Origin of the sequence: Clostridium frigidicarnis, from assembly GCF_900111985.1 — a bacterium.
Taxonomy (GTDB): domain Bacteria; phylum Bacillota; class Clostridia; order Clostridiales; family Clostridiaceae; genus Clostridium_Z; species Clostridium_Z frigidicarnis.
Genome location: NZ_FOKI01000001.1, coordinates 167,782 through 189,760 on the forward strand (window position 1 = coordinate 167,782; position 21,979 = coordinate 189,760).

At 24.7% G+C, this 21,979-nt stretch carries 15 protein-coding genes and 2 CRISPR repeat arrays; all 15 genes read right to left on the reverse strand.

What is annotated here, in order from left to right:
* Positions 1-882: 882 nt before the first annotated feature.
* The gene (locus tag BM119_RS00820) at positions 883-1,668 is read right to left on the reverse strand and encodes an NARF domain-containing protein (protein ID WP_090037839.1); all 786 of its coding nucleotides are present in this window, start codon (positions 1,666-1,668) and stop codon (positions 883-885) included.
* Positions 1,669-1,708: 40 nt separating this feature from the next.
* On the reverse strand, positions 1,709-3,889 hold the full coding sequence (locus BM119_RS00825; protein WP_242948258.1) for a TIGR03986 family type III CRISPR-associated RAMP protein: 2,181 nt from the start codon (positions 3,887-3,889) through the stop codon (positions 1,709-1,711).
* Complete coding sequence (locus tag BM119_RS00830; protein WP_090037845.1) at positions 3,882-4,292, reverse strand: hypothetical protein; 411 nt, start codon at positions 4,290-4,292, stop codon at positions 3,882-3,884. Before BM119_RS00830 ends, BM119_RS00825 begins: the two co-directional genes overlap by 8 nt.
* A gap of 11 nt (positions 4,293-4,303) precedes the next feature.
* Complete coding sequence (locus BM119_RS00835; RefSeq protein WP_090037847.1) at positions 4,304-5,728, reverse strand: RAMP superfamily CRISPR-associated protein; 1,425 nt, start codon at positions 5,726-5,728, stop codon at positions 4,304-4,306.
* On the reverse strand, positions 5,721-8,012 hold the full coding sequence (locus tag BM119_RS00840) for an RAMP superfamily CRISPR-associated protein (RefSeq protein WP_090037850.1): 2,292 nt from the start codon (positions 8,010-8,012) through the stop codon (positions 5,721-5,723). Before BM119_RS00840 ends, BM119_RS00835 begins: the two co-directional genes overlap by 8 nt.
* A 1-nt stretch (position 8,013) precedes the next feature.
* A complete protein-coding gene (locus tag BM119_RS00845; RefSeq protein ID WP_090037853.1) occupies positions 8,014-9,684 on the reverse strand; it encodes a Cas10/Cmr2 second palm domain-containing protein in 1,671 nt (556 codons plus the stop codon).
* 101 nt (positions 9,685-9,785) lie between these two features.
* The gene (gene cas6, locus BM119_RS00850; protein WP_090037856.1) at positions 9,786-10,469 is read right to left on the reverse strand and encodes a CRISPR-associated endoribonuclease Cas6; all 684 of its coding nucleotides are present in this window, start codon (positions 10,467-10,469) and stop codon (positions 9,786-9,788) included.
* 285 nt (positions 10,470-10,754) lie between these two features.
* Positions 10,755-11,437: direct repeats of the CRISPR family, unit length 30 nt.
* 305 nt (positions 11,438-11,742) lie between these two features.
* Positions 11,743-12,361: direct repeats of the CRISPR family, unit length 30 nt; unit sequence ATTTAAATACATCCTATGTTAATGTTCAAC.
* 176 nt (positions 12,362-12,537) lie between these two features.
* Positions 12,538-12,828, reverse strand: a complete 291-nt coding sequence (cas2, locus tag BM119_RS00860; protein ID WP_090037861.1) for a CRISPR-associated endonuclease Cas2 — start codon at positions 12,826-12,828, stop codon at positions 12,538-12,540.
* Position 12,829: 1 nt separating this feature from the next.
* Complete coding sequence (gene cas1b, locus BM119_RS00865; protein ID WP_090037863.1) at positions 12,830-13,828, reverse strand: type I-B CRISPR-associated endonuclease Cas1b; 999 nt, start codon at positions 13,826-13,828, stop codon at positions 12,830-12,832.
* A 9-nt stretch (positions 13,829-13,837) separates the two neighbouring features.
* Positions 13,838-14,332, reverse strand: coding sequence for a CRISPR-associated protein Cas4 (cas4, locus tag BM119_RS00870; protein ID WP_090037866.1), 495 nt, complete (start codon positions 14,330-14,332; stop codon positions 13,838-13,840).
* 23 nt (positions 14,333-14,355) lie between these two features.
* Positions 14,356-16,944 (reverse strand): CRISPR-associated helicase/endonuclease Cas3, encoded by a 2,589-nt coding sequence (locus BM119_RS00875; protein WP_090037870.1) that lies wholly within the window; start codon positions 16,942-16,944, stop codon positions 14,356-14,358.
* 246 nt (positions 16,945-17,190) lie between these two features.
* Positions 17,191-17,940 (reverse strand): type I-B CRISPR-associated protein Cas5b, encoded by a 750-nt coding sequence (gene cas5b, locus BM119_RS00880; RefSeq protein ID WP_090037872.1) that lies wholly within the window; start codon positions 17,938-17,940, stop codon positions 17,191-17,193.
* 3 nt (positions 17,941-17,943) lie between these two features.
* Positions 17,944-18,915 carry a type I CRISPR-associated protein Cas7 gene (locus tag BM119_RS00885; RefSeq protein WP_090037873.1) on the reverse strand — a complete coding sequence of 324 codons (972 nt, stop codon included), beginning with the start codon at positions 18,913-18,915 and terminating at the stop codon, positions 17,944-17,946.
* Positions 18,905-20,650, reverse strand: coding sequence for a type I-B CRISPR-associated protein Cas8b/Csh1 (gene cas8b, locus BM119_RS00890; RefSeq protein WP_090037876.1), 1,746 nt, complete (start codon positions 20,648-20,650; stop codon positions 18,905-18,907). The genes BM119_RS00885 and cas8b overlap by 11 nt, the downstream gene beginning before the upstream one ends.
* Positions 20,651-20,662: 12 nt before the next feature.
* Positions 20,663-21,355: a CRISPR-associated endoribonuclease Cas6 gene (gene cas6 / locus BM119_RS00895; RefSeq protein ID WP_090037878.1), complete on the reverse strand. Its 693-nt coding sequence runs from the start codon at positions 21,353-21,355 to the stop codon at positions 20,663-20,665.
* Between the last annotated feature and the right edge of the window lie 624 nt (positions 21,356-21,979).

Consider the following 21,979-nt stretch of genomic DNA (forward strand, 5'->3'; position numbering starts at 1 on the left):
TTCACCATATACTTTTTCATTTAGCATATGTTAAGGTTCAACTTATTGCTGCTCTATACAATATGGGAGAGATAGAATTTAAATACATCCTATGTTAAGGTTCAACAATGAAGAAATTAAAGAACAATATAAATCTATACCATTTAAATACATCCTATGTTAAGGTTCAACATATGAATTCGATTAAAAAAGGTAATGGGGTATAAATTTAAATACATCCTATGTTAAGGTTCAACATTGTTTATTTTACCGATAAATTCTTTTCTTTTAAGATTTAAATACATCCTATGTTAAGGTTCAACCACTGTAAAATCAAGGTTCCTATAATTAATGATATATCATAAAACCTCATAAATCAAGGATTCCTTTAAAATTTACCAACCGATTCTAATTTTTAGTTTTACATATTAAAAAACCTCCTACCCCTTTGAATTAAAAAGGATTTAAGATGTTTTGTTTTAAAATACGGTTGGTAAAATATAATGTGAGCTTACTATTAAATAGATAATTTAATTAATTTGTTACTTACCACTCTACAACTTGTCACTAAAATAAGTACATCTCATGTTAAGGTTCAACCCACCGTAAAATCAACGTTCCTATAATTAACAATATACCCTAAATCCTTATAAATCAAGGATTTCCTTAAAAATTTACCAACTGATTTCGATTTTTGAAATTTGTATATAAAAAACCTGTTAAACTATTGTAATATCAATAGTTTAACAGGTTTTCTTTTAATATTCTGTTGGTAAAATAATTTATTATACTGTAAGTTCGTATTGCATACATTGTTTGATTAATTAATCATTTTTCCACCAACAACTTATACCTGAAATAACTATTTCCCCTAGAATTCATATATTTTAATATATACCATTTTTAATTTATTAAAATATCTTCTTGATATTTTAATAAATCAAGCAAATTTCCACATATAGTAGCATCATTGGTAGCATAATTAATATTATCATTTTTAATGTCAAGTCGCTCATTACTTTTATTAAAATAAAAATATACTGCCTTACTATTGTTATTATGTTGTATAATTTCTTGCATTTCTTTCTTCTGAAATCCACCTTTAATATTATTAAATAAAATAACATCATATCCATTTAAGTTATTGGGCCTTTTATCTAACATAACAGTTTCTAATTTTTTAAAATTTTTTAACAAATCTTTTATTTTATTTTCATCATCATCTTCTTTAGAAATTGCAAGTATTGTTTTATTTTTCATTAAAAATTCTTCTTTCTTACAATCATCAATCATTAATTTTATATGTTTTATTTCTCCATGAACTTTTTTATTTATTTCTCTATCTGTAATATTCTCAGCCACTTCTTTAGCTTTATTTTTTATTATTGGCCATAATGACACTCCTAATACTGTTAAAATACCCGCAAATACTCCTCCATATATTTCTATTACTTTTACTCTGTCATCTAGATCAGATTTTTTATTATCTATATCTATTTTTTCAGCTCCCCACTTTTCTTGTAAATCACTGTATTTATCCTTTAATTTTTGATTTTCTTCCTTTAATTCATAATATTTATTCATTATCTCTTCTTTTGACATATTTTCATTATTTACAGCATAAGCATATGGACAAAAAATAATAATAAATAATACTATAAAACTTAAAGTTTTATATATTCTTTTCATTAACTCACCTACTATTTTAATATTCGATTTCTATATATGCTTACTTTTTCTCTTTTCGTCTATCCCTTTTAACTTCAAATTTATTTGATAATATATTTTCCATATACTCCCAATAATCATCTTCTGATTGTTGACTTACTGCAACACACTCTTCTGTGTTTTCTACTTTATATTCATTAACATAATCCTCCATAGATTTCAGTGTGTTTCTATTTTTAAATTCATTTATAGTCATATAATTAAATTCTCTATCAGAAATTTCTTTTATTTGAGATTTACTTTGATAAAAACATTTATACATAGGTTCACTATAAAAATCAACATTTATATTTTGTTTTTTCATATAGTTTTTAAATGTGTTTATATAAAAATCTTTCTTTGATTTTATTGACACTTCACTAGAATCTATGTTTAAACTCATAAATCTATTTTTAGAATTTATTTCTATAACATCTTCAATTATAAATTTTACTTTTCCGTAACCATAAGGTTTACCTTGTCCTAAATTTTCTCTAGCATTTTCAAAGGGTTTTATAGACATAAGCAATAAGCCAAGTTCATCTTCAAATAGATTTTCAAAATAAATTCTGCCTTTAAATATTGCTCCTTTATCTACGGGATATAAAGAAGCATACTGATCCTTTTTAGGTTCTTTTTTCTTTTTATCATTAAATTCTTGTAATTCATTTTTATAAGCATCTAACTCATTATGCTTATCTCTAAGCCAATAAAACTTTTTTCCTCTAAGTTCAAAATTCTCACTACTATATGTTTTAAGCTTCTTTGCATTGTTACTATCTTGTTTTAAATAAAGTTGAAAAGAACTAATTTTAGGATTCATAAGATACTTTAAAATAGGTTCTTTTATTTGTTTACATGCTTTAATTGGTTTAGCATTTGTAAAACTTACTCTTCCTTTGTAAGAAATAGTCTTTTCATTGGACTCTTTCTTATATTTAAAATTACTAAATCCAAAAATGCTATTAGTGTAATCTACTTTTTCATTTTCTATTTTTGTTTTTATTCCATCTCTTACACTCTTTTTATACGGTATTTTTAAATAAGGAGTGAATCCAAAAGATATAATACTTTCTTCTTCATCTAAAATATAAAATACAGGTTTATCTTTGTGATTTGTAAAACTATTCTCCACATCAATTTTAAAATTCTCAATTTCTTTACCTTGTTTATATTTTACACTAGTTTTATATTGATTTATTAACTCCTCACTTATAGACATGTTTCCTTTATCAGTATCTTTTTTGAATATTAAATAATGATTTTGTTTTTTATTTAAGTTTGCTGAATTCATTAAAAACCCATACTCATTGTCATTAATTGATTCTACTACTTTTTTTATTTCCACTGAATTATTATCATTAAAATCATATAAAACGCTATAATAATAAGGTGTGAATACCCTAAGCTTATTATTTTTTAGTAAATCGTCCAACTTATTATTAATAATATTTAATTCTTTTTCCAAACCTTCTATTTCATTTTTAGATAAAGTTTTTTTAGTTTCTTTTAACTTTTTAGAAATGCTCTTCTTCTCTTGCTTAATACTAAAAAACAAATCCCATAAAGGTTTTTTACTTAGTTTATCTATCTCATTATACATAAAAATTTCTTTTTTAATTCTTCCGTTTATACTTCTATGTGAATCTCTTAATTTTCTTTCATGAAGTTCTCTAAAAGACTTATGATTATTATCCTCTTTAGCTGGAATTATAAACCATTTATTACCTTCCATGTGCAAATAACCTGCTTTAACTTTATCATTAATCCTAGAATTTTCAGAAGGTAATAATGTTTGTTTATACATTTCTTTAAGTACATCTTTTGAAAAAGCACCTCTAAACCATAGTTTCTTATCTTCTACAAATTCTGGATAAGAGCATGATAATACTTCAACATTACTTCTTACTTTTCCTCTTACAGTGCTACCTGGAATTATAAATTCATTATTGATTTTTAAAAAATCATTTTTGCCATTACTAATGAACAAAGGTGTTTCAACCTCTATTAAGTAATCTATATACCCCGTTTTCAAACCTTCTATAAACTCATTATGCTTTGGTAATACAGTTTTTTCTTTATTATTATAATCTTCTAAAATATTATGTCTGTAAAATACATTTTTTGGAAATGGTATGAAATTATAAGGAGATCGTGCATATTCTTTATTTTTATTTGAAAATTTTGAATGATTATTAATCAATAGTCTCTCCCCTTTCCACATTAGAAAGTTTACTGTAATATATAGATACTTGTCCTTCATTATCATATTTTAAATAATTTCTTATAACTAATTTATCATCTTCACCTCTATTTTTAAATGGAGATTTATTTTTATTTAAAATCTGGTCTTCCTCTACATATTCTTTACCTTTTCCATCAAATTCAACTACGGAAAAATTTTCATCATTATCCTCCCCCATAATTGATAATTCTTTATCTTCATCAAAACATTTTGCTTCAATTAAATTATCTAACCAAATTTCTTGAAATTTATCTTCACTTAATTCTATCAATTTCAAAGAACTAAAGGTATTTATCCATGCAAATTTATAATTATATTTTTCTATTTTAGTCATAACTTCAGATTTTGTTAAATTACCCACTTTATCACCTTCTATTCTGTAAGAATACTTATAATATCATTTATTTGATTTACATTTCCTGTTAATTTAGAATCTTCAAATACTATTTTCATAGTATCATAGCAAGTACCATCTACTGTTATAGATTTACCTTTGAACCTTCCATATCCTACGTTATTTCCACTCCCTAAAGTTAAATATCCTAATCCAATGTCCCTAAAGGATAATATAATTAAAGCTAATGCTTTTTTATTATTTTCATTTACATCTACATTAATTTCTATAGGATTTTTTCTTGAAACAATAGCTACTTGTTCTTTAAATACCGATCCTGTCATAGTTCCGCCTGTAAACCTATCAATTTTTATTCTATTATATATTTCTGTATTATCCTTATTGATTTTACAATCATAAAATATTACATTTCCTTTTTTACCATCTATTCCATTTTTCTCATCTGACTTTGTCCCAAACATGTTTTCTATATCTTTTTTATCTTTATTTAAAGTTTTATATATTTTATTACAATAATTTCTTATAAGTCCTTTTATTGTTGAGGATGGTATTGTATACATACTTTTTCCATTGTAATATTCCTCATAACATTTATCAAAAATATTATTTTCACTATCAAGTTCTTGTTGCCCCTTAATAATAAATCCCTCTTCACAATATGCTTGCAGCGTTACTCTCACTTTATTTTTATTATAATTATTTCTTTGTATACTTAAGGGTTCAAAGTCTATACACTTCATATTAAAGTTCAAATAACTGTCTAAATCCTCTTCTTTTGATAAATCATATTCTTTAAAATGTAATTTACTTTCTTTTTCATTTTCTTTATTATCAATACCCTTAAATCTGCCAAACCCAAAACTGAATTTACTTCCAATAGACATATCTCCTGTTACAATTCTACTTATAAATTGTTCTAAATACCCGCACAATTTTTCATATAATATTAAGTCTAATTCTAATCCTCTTATTTCAAAGAATAATCTAAACGTTTTTCCTTCTGTTATGTGATATTCATTAAATAAATGCTTTTCTACTGAACTACCTAATTCATCATCTATGTTTACATGATTTCTAGATAGTAAATCTTTAGTTTTAATTTTCTCTTGTGATATTGAATCATAAAAATATATTTTTGATATCTCTTTTTTATTATTATCTACAGTTTCTTTTAATATCTGTATTTCATCATCGCGTTCTGGAAAAACTAATTCATACTCTATTTTTCTTTTTTTATATTCTTCACTTTCCTTATCTTCTATATTTTCTTTAATTTGATTTAAAAATTCTCTAAATAACCCTGAAAAAGTAGTACCATTTATTATTGCATAATCGTTGTAAAGTAATACTCCATTGCCTTCATCTCCACCATTGCCTATTCTAAGAGGTGATATGTTTTTTACACTTACAGTATACTGCTTTATTTTATTTATCTTATTCAACACATTCACTCTCCTTTGATTTTATAGAATAATAAAATATATCTCTTATTGTGTTTAAAAGTATTCTTTCACTTTTAAATTTGTCTTCTAAATCATTGTTTATTATTTCTTTTATTATTTCTTCTTTTTCAAACTGCTTAGCTTTTAATCCATCAAATAAAATATTTCTAGCAAAATCCTCTATTTGTTCTTTATTAAAGCTTTTTAGTTGTTTTAAAGTTTTACCTGATATTAAATTACGGTTTAATATTTCATAGTTATCTTTATTTCTTTGTTTGTTTTGAGTGATCTTACTAAGTCTTTCAATTTCATTTTTGAATTCATCCATAGGATTTTCTTCATAACGCAAACATCTATCTATACTAGATATAATATTATTTATCTTACTGTTACTTAGGTTAGTTTTATTGTTAGTATGTTTTAAAAATTCATTTATAATATTTGCTTTTATACACTTATCAATAATTACCCTATTTTTACATTCTTCTATAAAAGTTATTAATTCATTATTTAACTCACAATTACTACTTTCTCTTTTATAACCTGTTTTAATAGTTCCTAAATATTTTATTTCATTTGGATCTAAAAATTCAGGATTTATTATTACCCTCCCTAACCCATCTTGTTTTCTATCACCATGTTGAGTTTTCACAAATTCATTAATGATATTTTTATCAATAGATTTATTTAAAGTAGCTCTAATAACACTACCTTTTTCAACACCATAAACATGTGGTATAAAAGACCCCCACTCTCTGTTGTATCCTGTTAATATAACAGGATTTATTTCAGATTCCATATTATTTTCAATTATATCTGCTTTCAAATTTTCATTTAAATATTTTGATGAAAATAAAGAAACTATCTGATGATTTTCATCTCTTAAAATAGAATCTGATAAAAAGTAAATATTAAATTTATCTTTAATTTTGTCGCATTTAATATATTCTAATTCTTCTTGTAACCCTTTAAAATTTTTAATTGCTTTTATATGTGTAATTTCTGTTTCTCCATAACCTGAAGTTCTTGCTCCTCCTAAATAAAAAATTTCTTCTTTATTTAAAAAACTATATATTTGTTTTTTTAAATTATAATCTATCTGTGACATATCAATTAATCCATAAAATTTTTGACCTTTTGAAATAGACTCATACCTAAATATATTTTCTTTTTTGTTTTCTTGAGAATGATGAAATCTATAATCCTTTCTTATATTAAACTGATATAAAATTTTATCTTTATAATAAGAAAATTCACCTTTTTTAAGTTTTATAACAGTTGGTTCATCATTCAACTTTTTGTTATCAAATACAGTTAAGAATTCACAACTTTTTTTATAACTATCTCTGTCCTCTTTAGCTATATCTTTAGTCATTCTAAACATATTTGGTGTTGGAAAAGAATAATATTTTTTGTTTTTACTTTCATATACAGGATAACAATCATAAAAATATACTTTTTTAAGTAAAATATTAAAATTCTCATCTTCGTTAATGTTATAAACTTCGCTGCCTTTTGATTTTAAATATTTGTTTATAATTGCCCCTCTAACTATAGAACCTGAAATATAAGACTTAGTTTGCTCATAATCATACTGAGATTGACTGTCCCCTATTTTAACAGGTTGTTTCAAATCCATTTCATACATTATATAATCAAAATTATCTTTTACATACTCATAATCTTTAGAATTCAATTGTATTTTCTGACCAATTTTAATAGCTACCAAGCCTTTTCCTCTACTTTTGCTAATGCCCAGATTTTTTAAAGATTTTAATCCCTTGTCTAAAATCATAAATTCAAACTCATTTAATTCTTCAGAGCAACAAATAAACCCATTAAAAACTAGTCCCTTTTTTAACACTCTAGAGGCCCTTAAACTTTTAGATTCTGATACTCCATTTTCGCCCATTTTTATATTAAATCTTATATCTGTCAAAGATGATAAAATCAAGTCATTTATATCCTTCAAGCATTTATGTTTATTAAAGACATCTACAATCTTGTTATCTAAATAGAAATTTGTGAATTTTAACTTTCCTTCATTTTGTTTTTCTCCAAATAACTTATTAACATTTTCTTCAAATCCAGCTTTACTTTTATAATAAGGTTTTAATATAGTATTTATTGATTTCTTTAGACATCCTTTAAATGTTTTTCCTAAATAATACGGAAAACCATTTTCATCTAATAGAATCTCTGTATTAACTATTCCATTTTTAGATTGACCATTGCCGAATATAGTTTCTGATAACAATTCAATAGTGATTGGGTACTTGTACATATTATTTTTCTCCTTTCACATATGTATATAAATCCATAATATCTATAGCATCATAGACAACTTCTTTAAGAATATTTAAATCTATATCACCTTTAATTTTATCTTTTAATTTATATTTTAAATAAAAAAGATCTGCATCTATTTCTTGAGAATTCATAGTTCTAAAGAAAGATTTCAAACTACTTTTAGCTTCAGATTTATTTATAGCATTAAGTATTTCACAAAAATTATAAAAATTATAATTAATAATACTCTTTAAGCTTTCATATTGTCTAGAATCATAAATATTAAACACATTTTTAGGCATCTTTTTTTCTTCAGGTATAATAATGTAAGGTCTAGCTACAACATTCTTATTTCTTATAATAGAAATATCATCTAATGTATCACCTCTATTTATTTCCCAGTCAATAAATGATGCATCTTTTTCCCCCTTAAGTTTTTCTTTTTCAAAAACTAATTTCATTTCTCTAAGTGCTTTCTTTGAATTTTTTTCTAAAGCTTCTGCCAATTTTACAGCTCTAGAAAATGGATGAGTTCTTTTTACTATTGCAGTTCCTGCACTAGTTGTAAGATTATATTGATTATCTCCAAATTGTACTTTTACTTTTGTTATATTTTCTGTAAAAATTTTAGTAACTTCTACAGCAATTTTGCCATTACTTACAAAAGTTATATCATCCCCTGCAAGAATTATAGGCCTAATTGGTAGAATTTTATTTTCTTTTTTATAATTAATATTTTCACAATAGTTCTCATAGTTGTTAATTAAAATTTCTATAGTTGCTTTAAATGTTTCTTTATAAGCATCATCTACTTCTTTTGTAATATTTCTAAATTCTTTTATATATCTTACATTTGATTCAAATTTATTTCCTTTTTTAACATTTTTATATTTATCATTAAAACTATTAAACTTTTTACCCATACTATTTCCATCAATGCACGTTATTCCAATATAACTTCCTTCATTTTTTTCACCTGCTATAATGTCTATATCTTTAGTTAGCTTAAAATCATTTAACTTAAAGTCATCTTCAATTAATTTGATATAAAGTCTTGTAATTTCATATTTGACTTCACCTTCATCTATTGTATACTTGATTTCTTTTTTTTCATCATAATACTCACATTTTTTATATATAAAGTTATAAAAATTTAATTTATCATTAGATTCTTTTGATATATATTTATCTTCATATACATATCCAGCAGGTTTTTTAGTATGTTCACATATCTTGCTTAGTCCATACCCAATTCTTCTAAATTGATTTTTCCTACTTCCTTTTTTTCTTGTTAAACTCTCCTCTATTTTTTCATATAAATTTACTATATTTTCATTTTCTATATCAAACTCTTTTATAACCATTAATAATTCTAAACCATCAAAATATTTAACAACAAACTTACTAAATATTTCATTAAACTTTCTTGCTTTATCTATAGTATCAAATATATACATAGCATTTCCGCCTGCTTCAAATAATATATTACCTTTATTATTGCCTGTATAAATTTCTGGATTTTCTTTTATATTTTTTAATACTTCTTTCCCTAAATTCTCTGTAACATATCTAATAATTTCTGATGCTCCTATAATTTCTTTTAATATATTACTAGAAAATATATATTTTTGCTTACTTCCTATATCAATTTTAACTACATATTTCAAAATTACCCCTCCTTTAAAATTATAATTTATCTTTAAAGCTTCCTACAAAGTTCATATTTATTGTTAATATTTAATTTATTCTGATAAACAAATATATTTCTCTAATTACAAAATCCTGCCCCTATAACAGAATTCTTTTCTCCAAGTCCTATAGCCATAGCTAAAAAAGCTATATCTTGAGCTAATTCATTATCTTGAATTTCTATTCTAACCTTATTTCCAAGGAGTTTTATACCTTTATAATTAAATCCCATAGGCATTCGATTTTTGAATTCTATATTTTTTATAAATTTATCTTTTATATTTATCTCTTTATTAAAGAAACTTTTATATTTTTTTTCTAAATTATCTTCTAATCTATTCTTAAATAATTCTAAATTATCTCCTTGAAGCCATGGTTTATTATCAACTGTAACTATAACTGGATTTACTGTATATAGATCTTTTATAAACTCTTGATATACCTCATTCTCTGCAACAGATATAATATTAAAATCATTACTTTTTAGTTTTTTTAAACATTCTTGCATTTCTTTCATTAACTCTTTATCTAGTCCCCTTATTTTAAAAATATATAACTTATCTTTTTTATAAGTTTTCTCCTTTTCTAAAGGATAGAAACTATTGAAAACATAATTCTTATATTCTTTTTTAGGATGTAATTCTTTTAACCTATCACTTAATAACATGCTCTTGTTTATATTTTTACCAATTATATATCCACTATTAGAAAAATATATATCATTGCTAAGCAATACTGTAACTGTTAATTCCACAAAATTCATAATTATCCCTCTTTACTTTTCCAAATTACTCTATATTGTACCATTTAATTACACAATAACATTTTCTTTGGTAAAAATCAATTAATGCATGAGCATAAAAATAAGGATTAGATTCTATTAGTCTAGAATCTAATCCTTATTTTTACTGTATATACTAATTTACATTCATGATATATCTGTTAATACCATAAATGTAATGTTATAATTCAATAGCCCATTTAAACAATTACTTCTCATGTTAAGGTTCAACGCATTTGCATTTTTTACATTTACTCCAGTTAAAACATTTAAATACATCCTATATTAAGGTTTAACACCTGTAGCACAAAAATTATATAGTTTCAGTAACAAATTTAAATACATCCTATGTTAAGGTTCAACTTTCTAGTTGCATTAGCAACAGCAAACATTATACTATTTAAATACATCCTATGTTAAGGTTCAACTTTTTATATAATTCTTTTACATTGTGTGCCATTCATTTAAATACATCCTATGTTAAGGTTCAACATAATCTATTAGTAGATTTATCTATTAAATTAGAATTTAAATACATCCTATGTTAAGGTTCAACATGGTTTAATCGAGGTGTTTATGTACTTAATAATCCATTTAAATACATCTCATGTTAAGGTTCAACTTAAATTTGATAGCAAGGATGAAGGTAGATATTATGATTTAAATACATCTCATGTTAAGGTTCAACTAATTGAATGGTTAGATAAAAAGAAATACAAACATGATTTAAATACATCTCATGTTAAGGTTCAACCCTAGCTATCTCATTTTGAACCAAGTTTGAATCTATTTAAATACATCTCATGTTAAGGTTCAACGAATCTCAACATTTTCTTTTTCTTTATTATTTTGTATTTAAATACATCTCATGTTAAGGTTCAACGTCCAGACTGTAAGCATTTTAGTAAGGCAAAAGGTGATTTAAATACATCTCATGTTAAGGTTCAACCACTGTAAAATCAACGTTCCTATAATTAATAATATACCCTAAAGCCTTATAAATCAAGCAATTCTAAAAATTTTACCAACCGACTTTGATTTTTTTGTTTCACAAATAAAAAGCCTCTTAATCCCTTGAATTTAAAAGGTTTTAAGAGGTTTTATTTTTAAATGAGGTTGGTAAAATTATATTATAAGATCTTCTCCTGTATTATTTTGTTGAACTCCAAGTATCTCTTCACCATATACTTTTTCATTTAGCATATGTTAAGGTTCAACTTAGCAGAAACTTATTAGATTTCTGCGATAAGTACAAATTTAAATACATCTCATGTTAAGGTTCAACTTATTCAACTTTTACAACAGATACAGGATATAAGCTATTTAAATACATCCTATGTTAAGGTTCAACACAAATGAAAAGCCACTATTATCACAAAAAGAGCCATTTAAATACATCCTATGTTAATGTTCAACTCTACCATTGATTTAAACGAACTTGGACCAATAAAATTTAAATACATCCTATGTTAATGTTCAACCAGCCTTAGGACCCGTAAATCCCATTACTATAAAGGATTTAAATACATCCTATGTTAATGTTCAACTTTATCAACTTTGAGTTCAGAAGGTGTAGAATATGTATTTAAATACATCCTATGTTAATGTTCAACGATATTGGATTTACAGGATATAACGGATTTATTGCATTTAAATACATCCTATGTTAATGTTCAACGTCTGCCTATGCTACTAAGCAGTCAGCCATTTCTCTATTTAAATACATCCTATGTTAATGTTCAACTTGTTTAGCAGTTTCCAATGAAAGTCTATACTCTTCATTTAAATACATCCTATGTTAATGTTCAACCAGAGTCCATATCTTGTATGTTATTTTGTAAATCATTTAAATACATCCTATGTTAATGTTCAACTACTGTAAAATCAACGTTCCTATAATTAATAATATACCCTAAAGCCTTATAAATCAACCAATTCTAAAAATTTTACCAACCGACTTTGATTTTTTTGTTTCACAGATAAAAAACCTCTTAATCCCTTGAATTTAAAAGGTTTTAAGAGGTTTTATTTTAAAATGAGGTTGGTAAAATTATATTATAAGATCTTCACCTGTATTATTTTGTTGAACTCCAAGTATCTCTTCACCATATACTTTTTCATTTAGCAATTTAATAATACATATAAAATCTTCTTCTTTATCTATTATATTGTTTAAATCTTTCTTCAAAAGTATTAAATTTGATGGAGTTATTGCTCCCCTAAAAACTGATTTCTGAAAATGGGACAGATATTTTTTGCACACTTTGAATACTCTTCCTACCCTCTTCTCATTAACATCATAGAACAAAAATGCATAGTTATACTTTATTTTTTCACCCATATTACATGTTCTCCTTTAAACTAAAAGGTTTAAATTCTTTACCTTCTAATATAAATTTTATAAGCTTGTAGCAATCCAATTTTATAGCTGTTCTATATGAAACTTTTCTTTTTAGTTTTGGATGTAAAAATACAGCTTCCATTCTTTCCTCAAATGCTGTAATAAAGATTTTTCTTCCCTCTTCATTTAACAAGCAATAATTTACCTTTTTATCAAAATGCTTAGATACCTGAAGTTTTTTCTTATTAACCAATTCAAATATTGTTTTATAAACTATAACTGGTTTGAATACCTCACTTATATCTAAACTAAGTGAAAATCTTCCTTCTGATGGCTCATGTAAAAAACTAATTCTTTGATCTAAGTGAGTATTGTATATTGATGCAATTGTTTTTCCATACAATAAGGTATTACCAAAAGATATTAATGCATTTATAGGATTGTCCGGCGGTCTTTTAACTCTTTTATTCATGATAAAATCCTCTGGTAATATATGCTTGAATTCTCCATAAAATCTTTGCCAAACTTCACCTTCAACTTGCATAAGTTGTTTTATATCTTTAGCTTTATCTAAATTAATTTTAAATTTATCCTTTATCCAATCTATAGTTTCTTTAACCTCTTTTTTATCATGTTTATAATAATGATATAAAACTTCACTTATATTCTGTCCTATTCCATTCACTACACCTTTAGCTATTTCTAATCTATTATTTTTATAAGCATCTACTTGTGCAACTAAAAGTCTTCCACTATTATATCTTTCTCTTGGATAAAATGTTCCACTATATCCACCATAATAATTAAAGAAATGTACAATTATATTATTTTGAGATAAAAAATCCAATAGTTTAGTATTTATGCTTACTTCTGACAAACAGTAAATTTCCTTAGTATTTTCAACAGGAATATATACATTCTTTCCATCTTTTCTAAAACATAAGGAATTATCTTTTCTAGTTAGTTCTCCCATGGATGTTATATATCTTGTACTCCCCATACTATCCTCCTAAATATAACAATATTCATAATAAGCACACTTTTTACACTTGGGTTCACTTATTACTTCTGGTGCTACTTCTTCATTTAAAAGAAGTTCTATTTTTGAGATTATAATATCAAGCTCTTTAGAACTTTTTTCTGTTAAATTTACAATTAATGTTTTGTTTTTACTCTTGTTTTTCTCAACAAATTCTAATTTACCAGCTCTCTCTATTCCTTTTTCTTTTAGTATCTTTAAATATAAAAGTACTTGCCATGTAGCTGCTTCAACATCTGCATCGGATTTTTTAACTTCTACTAGATAATCCTTAGTTAATTTATCTACTTTGATATTTTCTATTGATATCTCTGAATTAGTAGAATTCTCACTTTTCACTTCATGTATAGCTTTACCTATCTTAACATCTTCGCTGTTGTCTTCTAGGTTTATCCTATTGCCATGAAACCAACACTGCCTTTTGCAGTGAAAATAATAATTTATTAATGTACCATTTACTCTCATAGCTCCTCCATTTTTTATAAATATTATATAAAATCTGATGCTCCTGTATTAAAACTTTCTCTATCAAATTTACCATTGGTAAAATACTTTTCACCTTCATCTATACAATAGATTTCACCTAATCTTTTATTATAAGAAAAATCTCTACTTTTGACTTTATATATATAATAATTAAGATTACTTGTTATTTTTGAAAGCTTTACTTTCTTTTCAGCATAATCTAAATCACTATTTTTAAGTAGGTTTTTATAATCATCCCACACGTCTTTTCCATTTAAAATTTCACCATTTTCTAACGAGATTTCTCTACATAAAAATACTGTCACCTCATCTTTATCATCATCTATAAGCTTCATTTTTTGCTCTACTCCTAAAAAATTCAATTTACCTATTACGTCATTTATAAAAGCCTGTATATTGTTACCATTAAGTTTTTCACTTTCACCATTAATTCTTTTAAGAATCAGATTATAATATTTTTGAAAATCCTTTTCTAAAAGTAACTCTCTTATACTATCTGATTTTAGAGTTAAACTCTTTTCTTTTCTATAATCTCCTTTATAAATACTAGAAGCTGAATCTAAATCAAAGAAATATACAGTACATTTTGGCTTTTTACATGATCTATTTATTCTTCCTAAAAACTGTTCATCACTATCTACCATAGATATGTCCTTATATCCTATGTCCATATCTATGTCTACACCAGCTTCAATAACTTGAGTTGCTACTAATATAATGTTTTTTTCATTTTTTACAGTGGCTATTATTTCATTTCTTTCTATACTGTTGTCATCTCCAGTTATAAGTAGAATCTTCCTTTCGTCATCTAAATTATCAATTAAATCATAGAAAAATTCTAAAGCACGTTTTTTGTTTATAAATTCAATAAGTATATTATGTTTAGTATTTTTTGCATTATTTAAAACATGATTTTTTAATGCATCATAATCATTATTATTTTCTTCCAAAAGAGAAAAATCTATCAATACCCTATCTTTAAACATAGGATTTTTAAAGTATTTATCTCTATCTTTAATTAACTTAATTGTGTTAGTATCACCATAATCTATGAGTTTGTTTAACTCTGGTAATGTTGCAGACATGATTATAATTTTTATATTTAAAATTTCTGCATAGCAGTTTAAAAACATAATTATTTCTTTCCATATACTGTTTTTATAGCTTTGTATTTCATCTAAAATAATTACACTATTTGCTATTTGAATAAGTGGAAATAAATCTTCCTTAGATGTTCCAAACAAGTAGTTAAAGATACTTACATGAGTTGTTAAAACTACAGGGTAATTCAAAAATTGCCTATTAAGTAAAGAGTCATTATAATTAACCTTTTCATTTTTTTCATCTTTACTTTCCTCTCTCATTACTTCTTTTATTGGCACTAATGAATTTATAACAGCTATTTCATTAAATAATTTTTTATTAAATCCAAATACCTTTTCTAAATTATCTATATTTTGTTCAATCAAAGTATTGAAGGGGTACACATTGAATATTTTATTGATAGAATTATCTTTTTCTATTAACTTAAAACTTAAATTCAAAGCTACATTACTTTTTCCACTTCCTGTTGGAGCTTCTAAGTAATATATGTTGCTATTAATATTCTTTTCCAATGTTTTTTCAGCATCTAAAAACATTTCATTCCTAAGAATATTTATATCAGTTACATTTAGAAAATTATCTTTTTTAAGGTAGTTTTCCTTTTCATAATTTCTTATACACTTATATATTTTTGTTTCTTTTAAAAGATCATAAAACTCATTTACATCTAATATTTGTCCAAAATCGTTTATCTCTGAATTATTCATAAATTGTGATGTTGAATAATAGTCACATCCAAGTAATAAAGAACTCATAAATCTTTCATATATGTAAATATAAAAATTTTCCTTACCAGCACATAGTTCTTTATCTAAAAAACTCTTCGCTAATCCAAAAAGTTTTTTCATTAACTTAGGCTTTTTCTCAAATATTAAGTCTTCATTATATGATGACTTAAATATGCTCAATTGCTCTGTGTAAAGCCTTGTTCCTTCACCATCTTCTTCTAAAAACTTCTTTTCATACTCCTCAAAAGAATCTAAAGAACCATGGTGTTTTGATATTACATATGAATTTATCATCATAAAGAACCTTAATTTATCTTTTATCTTAGGTGTTGTTTTTTCTAATTCTTTTATTCTTTTAAAATAGTAATTGATATAAATAAGAGATGATAACATTGAATGATTTGAGTAATTAAAGTTTAATCCTTCATTATTCTTAAAGAATGTATTTTCCATCTTCTTATATTGAAAACAGCAATTAATTTTTCCTAAGTCATGCATATATAATATGTTAAGCATCATTTCTTTAAAAAGCTTTATTCCTTCTTCACATTCTTCATTAAATAAGTAATTTTGAAAATTTAATAATACATTATCTAACTTCTTGGATTTAATTATTTTATATAAATATTGTTCTGAAAGATCTAGATGTTCCTTCAAAGTTTCAAATCTAGTATTATCTTCACTTTTATGTGCATATATATTTTTATTGTCTTTTATATGTTCATCTATTTTAAATTTTTCTATATTATCAAAATACATATATCCACGCTCCTATATTTTTTATAGTAATTTTGGTGGTTACTGTTATATATCAACTGTTTACTTAATCAATAATTATTAATATTTATATAAGTGATGGCTACCACCTGTAAAAACCACATCCTCTTACAAGGTGTGGTTTTTACAGGTAGTACCCCCATAGCTTAAATCATCTAACCTCAAGATAGTTAAAAAAACATAACTTGAATAACGATTCGCTCTATATCAAAATATGGTTTTACCCATCTAGAAGAAAAATATTGACTTATTATTACATTCATATATTAAATCATAAGATGAACTTTTAATTAATAAATTACTGTAAACAAATGATTTAAGTTCATATTTATTTGTTTGCTCTTCTAATGATATTGGAAGCATTTCTTCATATTTCCATATATCTTCTAATTCATCATCTTCATCCTCATGAAAATCAAAGGTATTTTCGCTAAAAGAAAAATAATCTTTAATATATAAACTATTAAGTTTTTTTAGTTTTCCTACTTTTTTTACATCTTTTATTAACTCTATATTTTCTATGTTAGCTATATGGTCATTTTTGCCTAAGTAAGGAAGAAATTTAAAATTGTAATTTATCATTCTATCTTTTAATTGATTTTCTATGTCACCATTTAAAAGAATGTAAATTTCCCACTTTGGATCTTCAAGCCACTGCTCTTTAACAATTAAATTTCCACCTTGTTCTTTTGAAGCGTATCCTACTGAATTATTAAAAGTTTGAACTTTTTTAGGAATATATCCTTTATCATTTAGTGGTACTATTCCTACATTTATATCTTTAAGTTTTTCATAAAATTCAGGATATATATCCTCTTTATTTTGGTCATTATAACCCTTTAATCCTAGCACTGCTCCTAAAATACCAAGCAACGCTATTTTGTGAATATTACCATAGGTAAAATAAAAATATGTGTTAACATCAGGCTTTTTAAAAAATGCAGTCCTACCTTTCAATGTGAATTTTAAAACATCCATTTTTTATACCTCTTCTTTTGTAAAGATGTTAAAGTACTTAGCATTTTCTATATCCTTTTCTATAGTTGTTGTATACGGGTTATAATAAATTTCTATTGACTTTATTCTCTCTTTTAAATCATTAAATAAAGCAGTGCATTTTATTGTTATTTTTCCCTTATCATCACACTTTTCAAATACAATGTATTGAGATAAATCCGGTAAATATAAATCTCTATCTGTTTCTACAAACATAGCAAATTCATTTTCACACCCTATCTTTGCATTTGTTGCAAAAGATGTAGCCGCTACCATAGAAGCTTCTTTAAACTTTTTATAATCTTTTTCAGTATATCCTTCTGTTACTTCTAATTCTTTAAACCCATCATAAGCTTGAGGATTTATTGTAAATGGATAAAAATAATGTGCCTCATCACTAACTATTTTTGTTCCTAATGTTGAAGATTTTGCATCATCATCTTCTTCATTGTCCTTCTTTTTCTTTTTAGTTGCATCTCTAAATGGTGATAATATTTGTTGTACCTCTGGATCTGTATCTGAATATTTGTTAAATCCCTGCCCTATCTGAACTGCTCCTGTTATTGATATATTATTTCCTCCTTCAGCAAATGTAGCTCCAAAATTTTTAACATCTATTGCTGAAAATAAATTATTTAAGACTTTTTTATCATCCTTATTTTCCTTTAAGTCTTTTTCTTCAAAAATTTGTTCATATCTTTCCTTTAAAGATCTTGGAATCAATTCAATTTCTGCTTTTTTTTCTTTTTTTTCTTTAACTTCTTGTAATTTCATAGATTTTATATATAAAACCTTCTCCCCTTGTTGTTCCCACATTTTTTTTATAGGATATTTAAATGCCTTATCACTACCAAAAACATCTCCTGAAGAAGTAGTCTTTGGATATCCTGTAAAATCAGCATTCCAATTACTCATTCTTGAAACTATACCTAAAACTCCATAAACTCTATTTTCCATTTTGATTTTCCTCCCTATTTGATTTTTCATACATTAAATTGCTATGAAGATATCCTGCTATTATCAAATCTTCATTTATCTTACTCTCTGGAACATATGAAGAAATCATATACATAAGATTATCAAAACGTTTTCTTCCGTATGAAATAGTATAATTATATTTTTTGAACATTCTTTTAAATTCCATTTTTATTCTTTCATCATTCTTAGCATTTATAATAGGATTAGCCAATGAATGAAACTTTTTAGAAGATTTATTTAAGGATATAAAATAATTTGTAAGTTGCCCTACTGCAAAATAATATTCTTTATCATTATCTATTGATGGTGTTTCATCTTTAGAAATCTTATTTCTTAATGACGATTTAATCTCTACTAATATATCAGCCATATTTTCTTCTCCTCCAAAATATTCTTTTAAAGCACATCTTAAATTAAATTGCTCTCCTGCTTTAAATATATATCCATTATTTATAGATCCTTTTATTAAACCTAAACTACTTTTTTCAAGTACACTCCATACCGTAGACTTATTTCCTTTATAAAACCAATTAAATAATGCTCTTCTAGAAAGTAATAAATTTCTTTTCAAATTATTATCAGTTATTTTTAAATCCTTTGATTCTGTAAAATAATTTGAAGTTAAAAACTTACTAAAGAATACTTCATTTATTAAATTTTTAATTTGATCTAATTTTTTTATTTTAACATTGTAATTAAGATCGCTTTTATTTAAATCAACTTCTATGACATTTTTTAAAACTATAGGTTCTATATTAAACTTATAATCATTTATTGTATCAAAATCATGTATCTCTACTTCTTTTCCTTTTTTTATTCTTAAATATACACCATTAAAGTCTTCACTTATTGATTCTTGATCACTTTTAGGTTCTATTTTTCCATCATATATGTATATATTTGTTTTCCCAATGGAAACTTGATTTAAAAGATAATCAAAAAATTTCTTTTGAAGTAATACTTCATCTATGGATGTTAAATAAGAAATCTTGGTTTTTCTTGATTTGTTTTCTAAGTACGGCTTTTTAGAATTTAAACCCATGTTATCATTAGGAAGCCCATAGGTTTCTTCTCCAATTTTCACATTAAAATCTACACTATTAAATATATTAGGTACCAAGTATTTTTCACTTTCTTTTTTATATTCACCTGAATCATACTTGAAAAAGAACTTTAAATAAGACTTATCATTACTCTTTTCATCAACATAACTTTTTATGTTTTCCTTAATCCAAGCTTTTATCTTTTCTATAAGAATTTCATCAGCTTTTCCATGTTTATCTTCTACTTCTTTATATAATCTAAGTTTTTCTTTATCTTTACTATATTTTAGTTCAGGTTTTTTTAAAATTTCATAATAAGAGTCTATTACCTTTTCATTAAGTTTTCCGTTATTTACACTATCCTTCTTAACAAAAAAACTCAAATAATTATTGCTATGTATTATTTTATTACCATCTATTGGTTTATTCATATCTATAAGTTTACTTAAATAATCTGCGTTACAAATAAAATCAAAATATTCGCTACTTCTATCAATTTCTTTTGTCTTTTTATCTTGCTTTATTTTTACTATATCTAACTCTTTAAATGTATTTCCATCTGGAGCTATTATTACATAATCTCCATCACTAGGAACATAGGAATCTGTTATAAAGCGTTCTCCAATTTCATCATATTTCTTTTTAAATGGTTTAATAACATCTTGCAACATATAATCACTTCCTTATATCCACTTATAATTTACAAAACCCATACCCCTTGGGCACATCTCTCCAACACCTGCACCTAATGCTAAATATGCAATTTTTTGAGATACTTCATCATCTGATACATTTAATGTTATTTTGTCACCAAGTAAAGTAATACCTTTGTACTTAACCCCAACAGGTTTTTGATTATCAAAATTTATAAAATTATATAGTGGAAAATCTTCGTCAATTTTTTCATTAAAGAATTGATTATATTTCTTTATAAGATTTTCTTTTATTCTTTTTTCATATTGATCTAGTGATAAGTTTCCTTTCCAATACCCATTGTCTGTCTTTATAACTAGGGGTGTTATTGAATAAATAGTTGAAATATGTTTTTTAGGAATAACCTTCGCATCTATAGTTAATGCCTTAATAACTGATGTATACATATTAACTAATTTAGTTTTAAAGTTTTTTAAAATGTTTTCATCAATAGTTCTTATTCTAACTGAGTATATATTTCCTGCTTTATATATTTTGTCTTCTTCAAGTTTATAAGGTAAGGAAAAAGTGTAATATTTATATTTATTTTCATTATGTAAAGCTAGTAAATCTTTATCTTTACACAATGATTTGTCGATTAATTCTGACAATTCTTCGTAAGCTTCATCTAATGGCAAGTTTTTAAGAAGAAATATTTTTAATGTTAATTCATAAACTTTCATTAATCCACCTCCTACTTAATAAATTTTTATGTTAACTACTGATTTTATTAATATTATAAAACAAACAAAATATTTATTTTATAACATCAAATGTTATGGTTCATTACAAACATAAATTTTAATGTTAACTACCTTTAAATGCATCAACATGCTATATTTAAATTTTGATACAAATTACAAAAAATATTCAACAGTTTGCTATTGTTTAAAGTTTATTCATATTTTCTATAAAATTAAACTTATTTAAATATATTTTTATTGTACATAAAAACACCTCCTAAACTCTTGTTATACAAGAGTTTAGGAGGTGTTTTTTAGACCTAATCGGCAGAAATTCACATCCTATGTTAAGGTTCAACTGGAAGAAATGAAAACTAATACAACGGCCTTGGAATTTAAATACATCCTATGTTAAGGTTCAACAGAGAACTTACCGTCTTATGACGAGATTAAATTATCATTTAAATACATCTCATGTTAAGGTTCAACTAAACCCTGCAAAGATAAAGAAAGACTTATTAGAATTTAAATACATCTCATGTTAAGGTTCAACTGATATTCCAATGTATGTTAAATTCATTAATGCATAATTTAAATACATCTCATGTTAAGGTTCAACTTTAA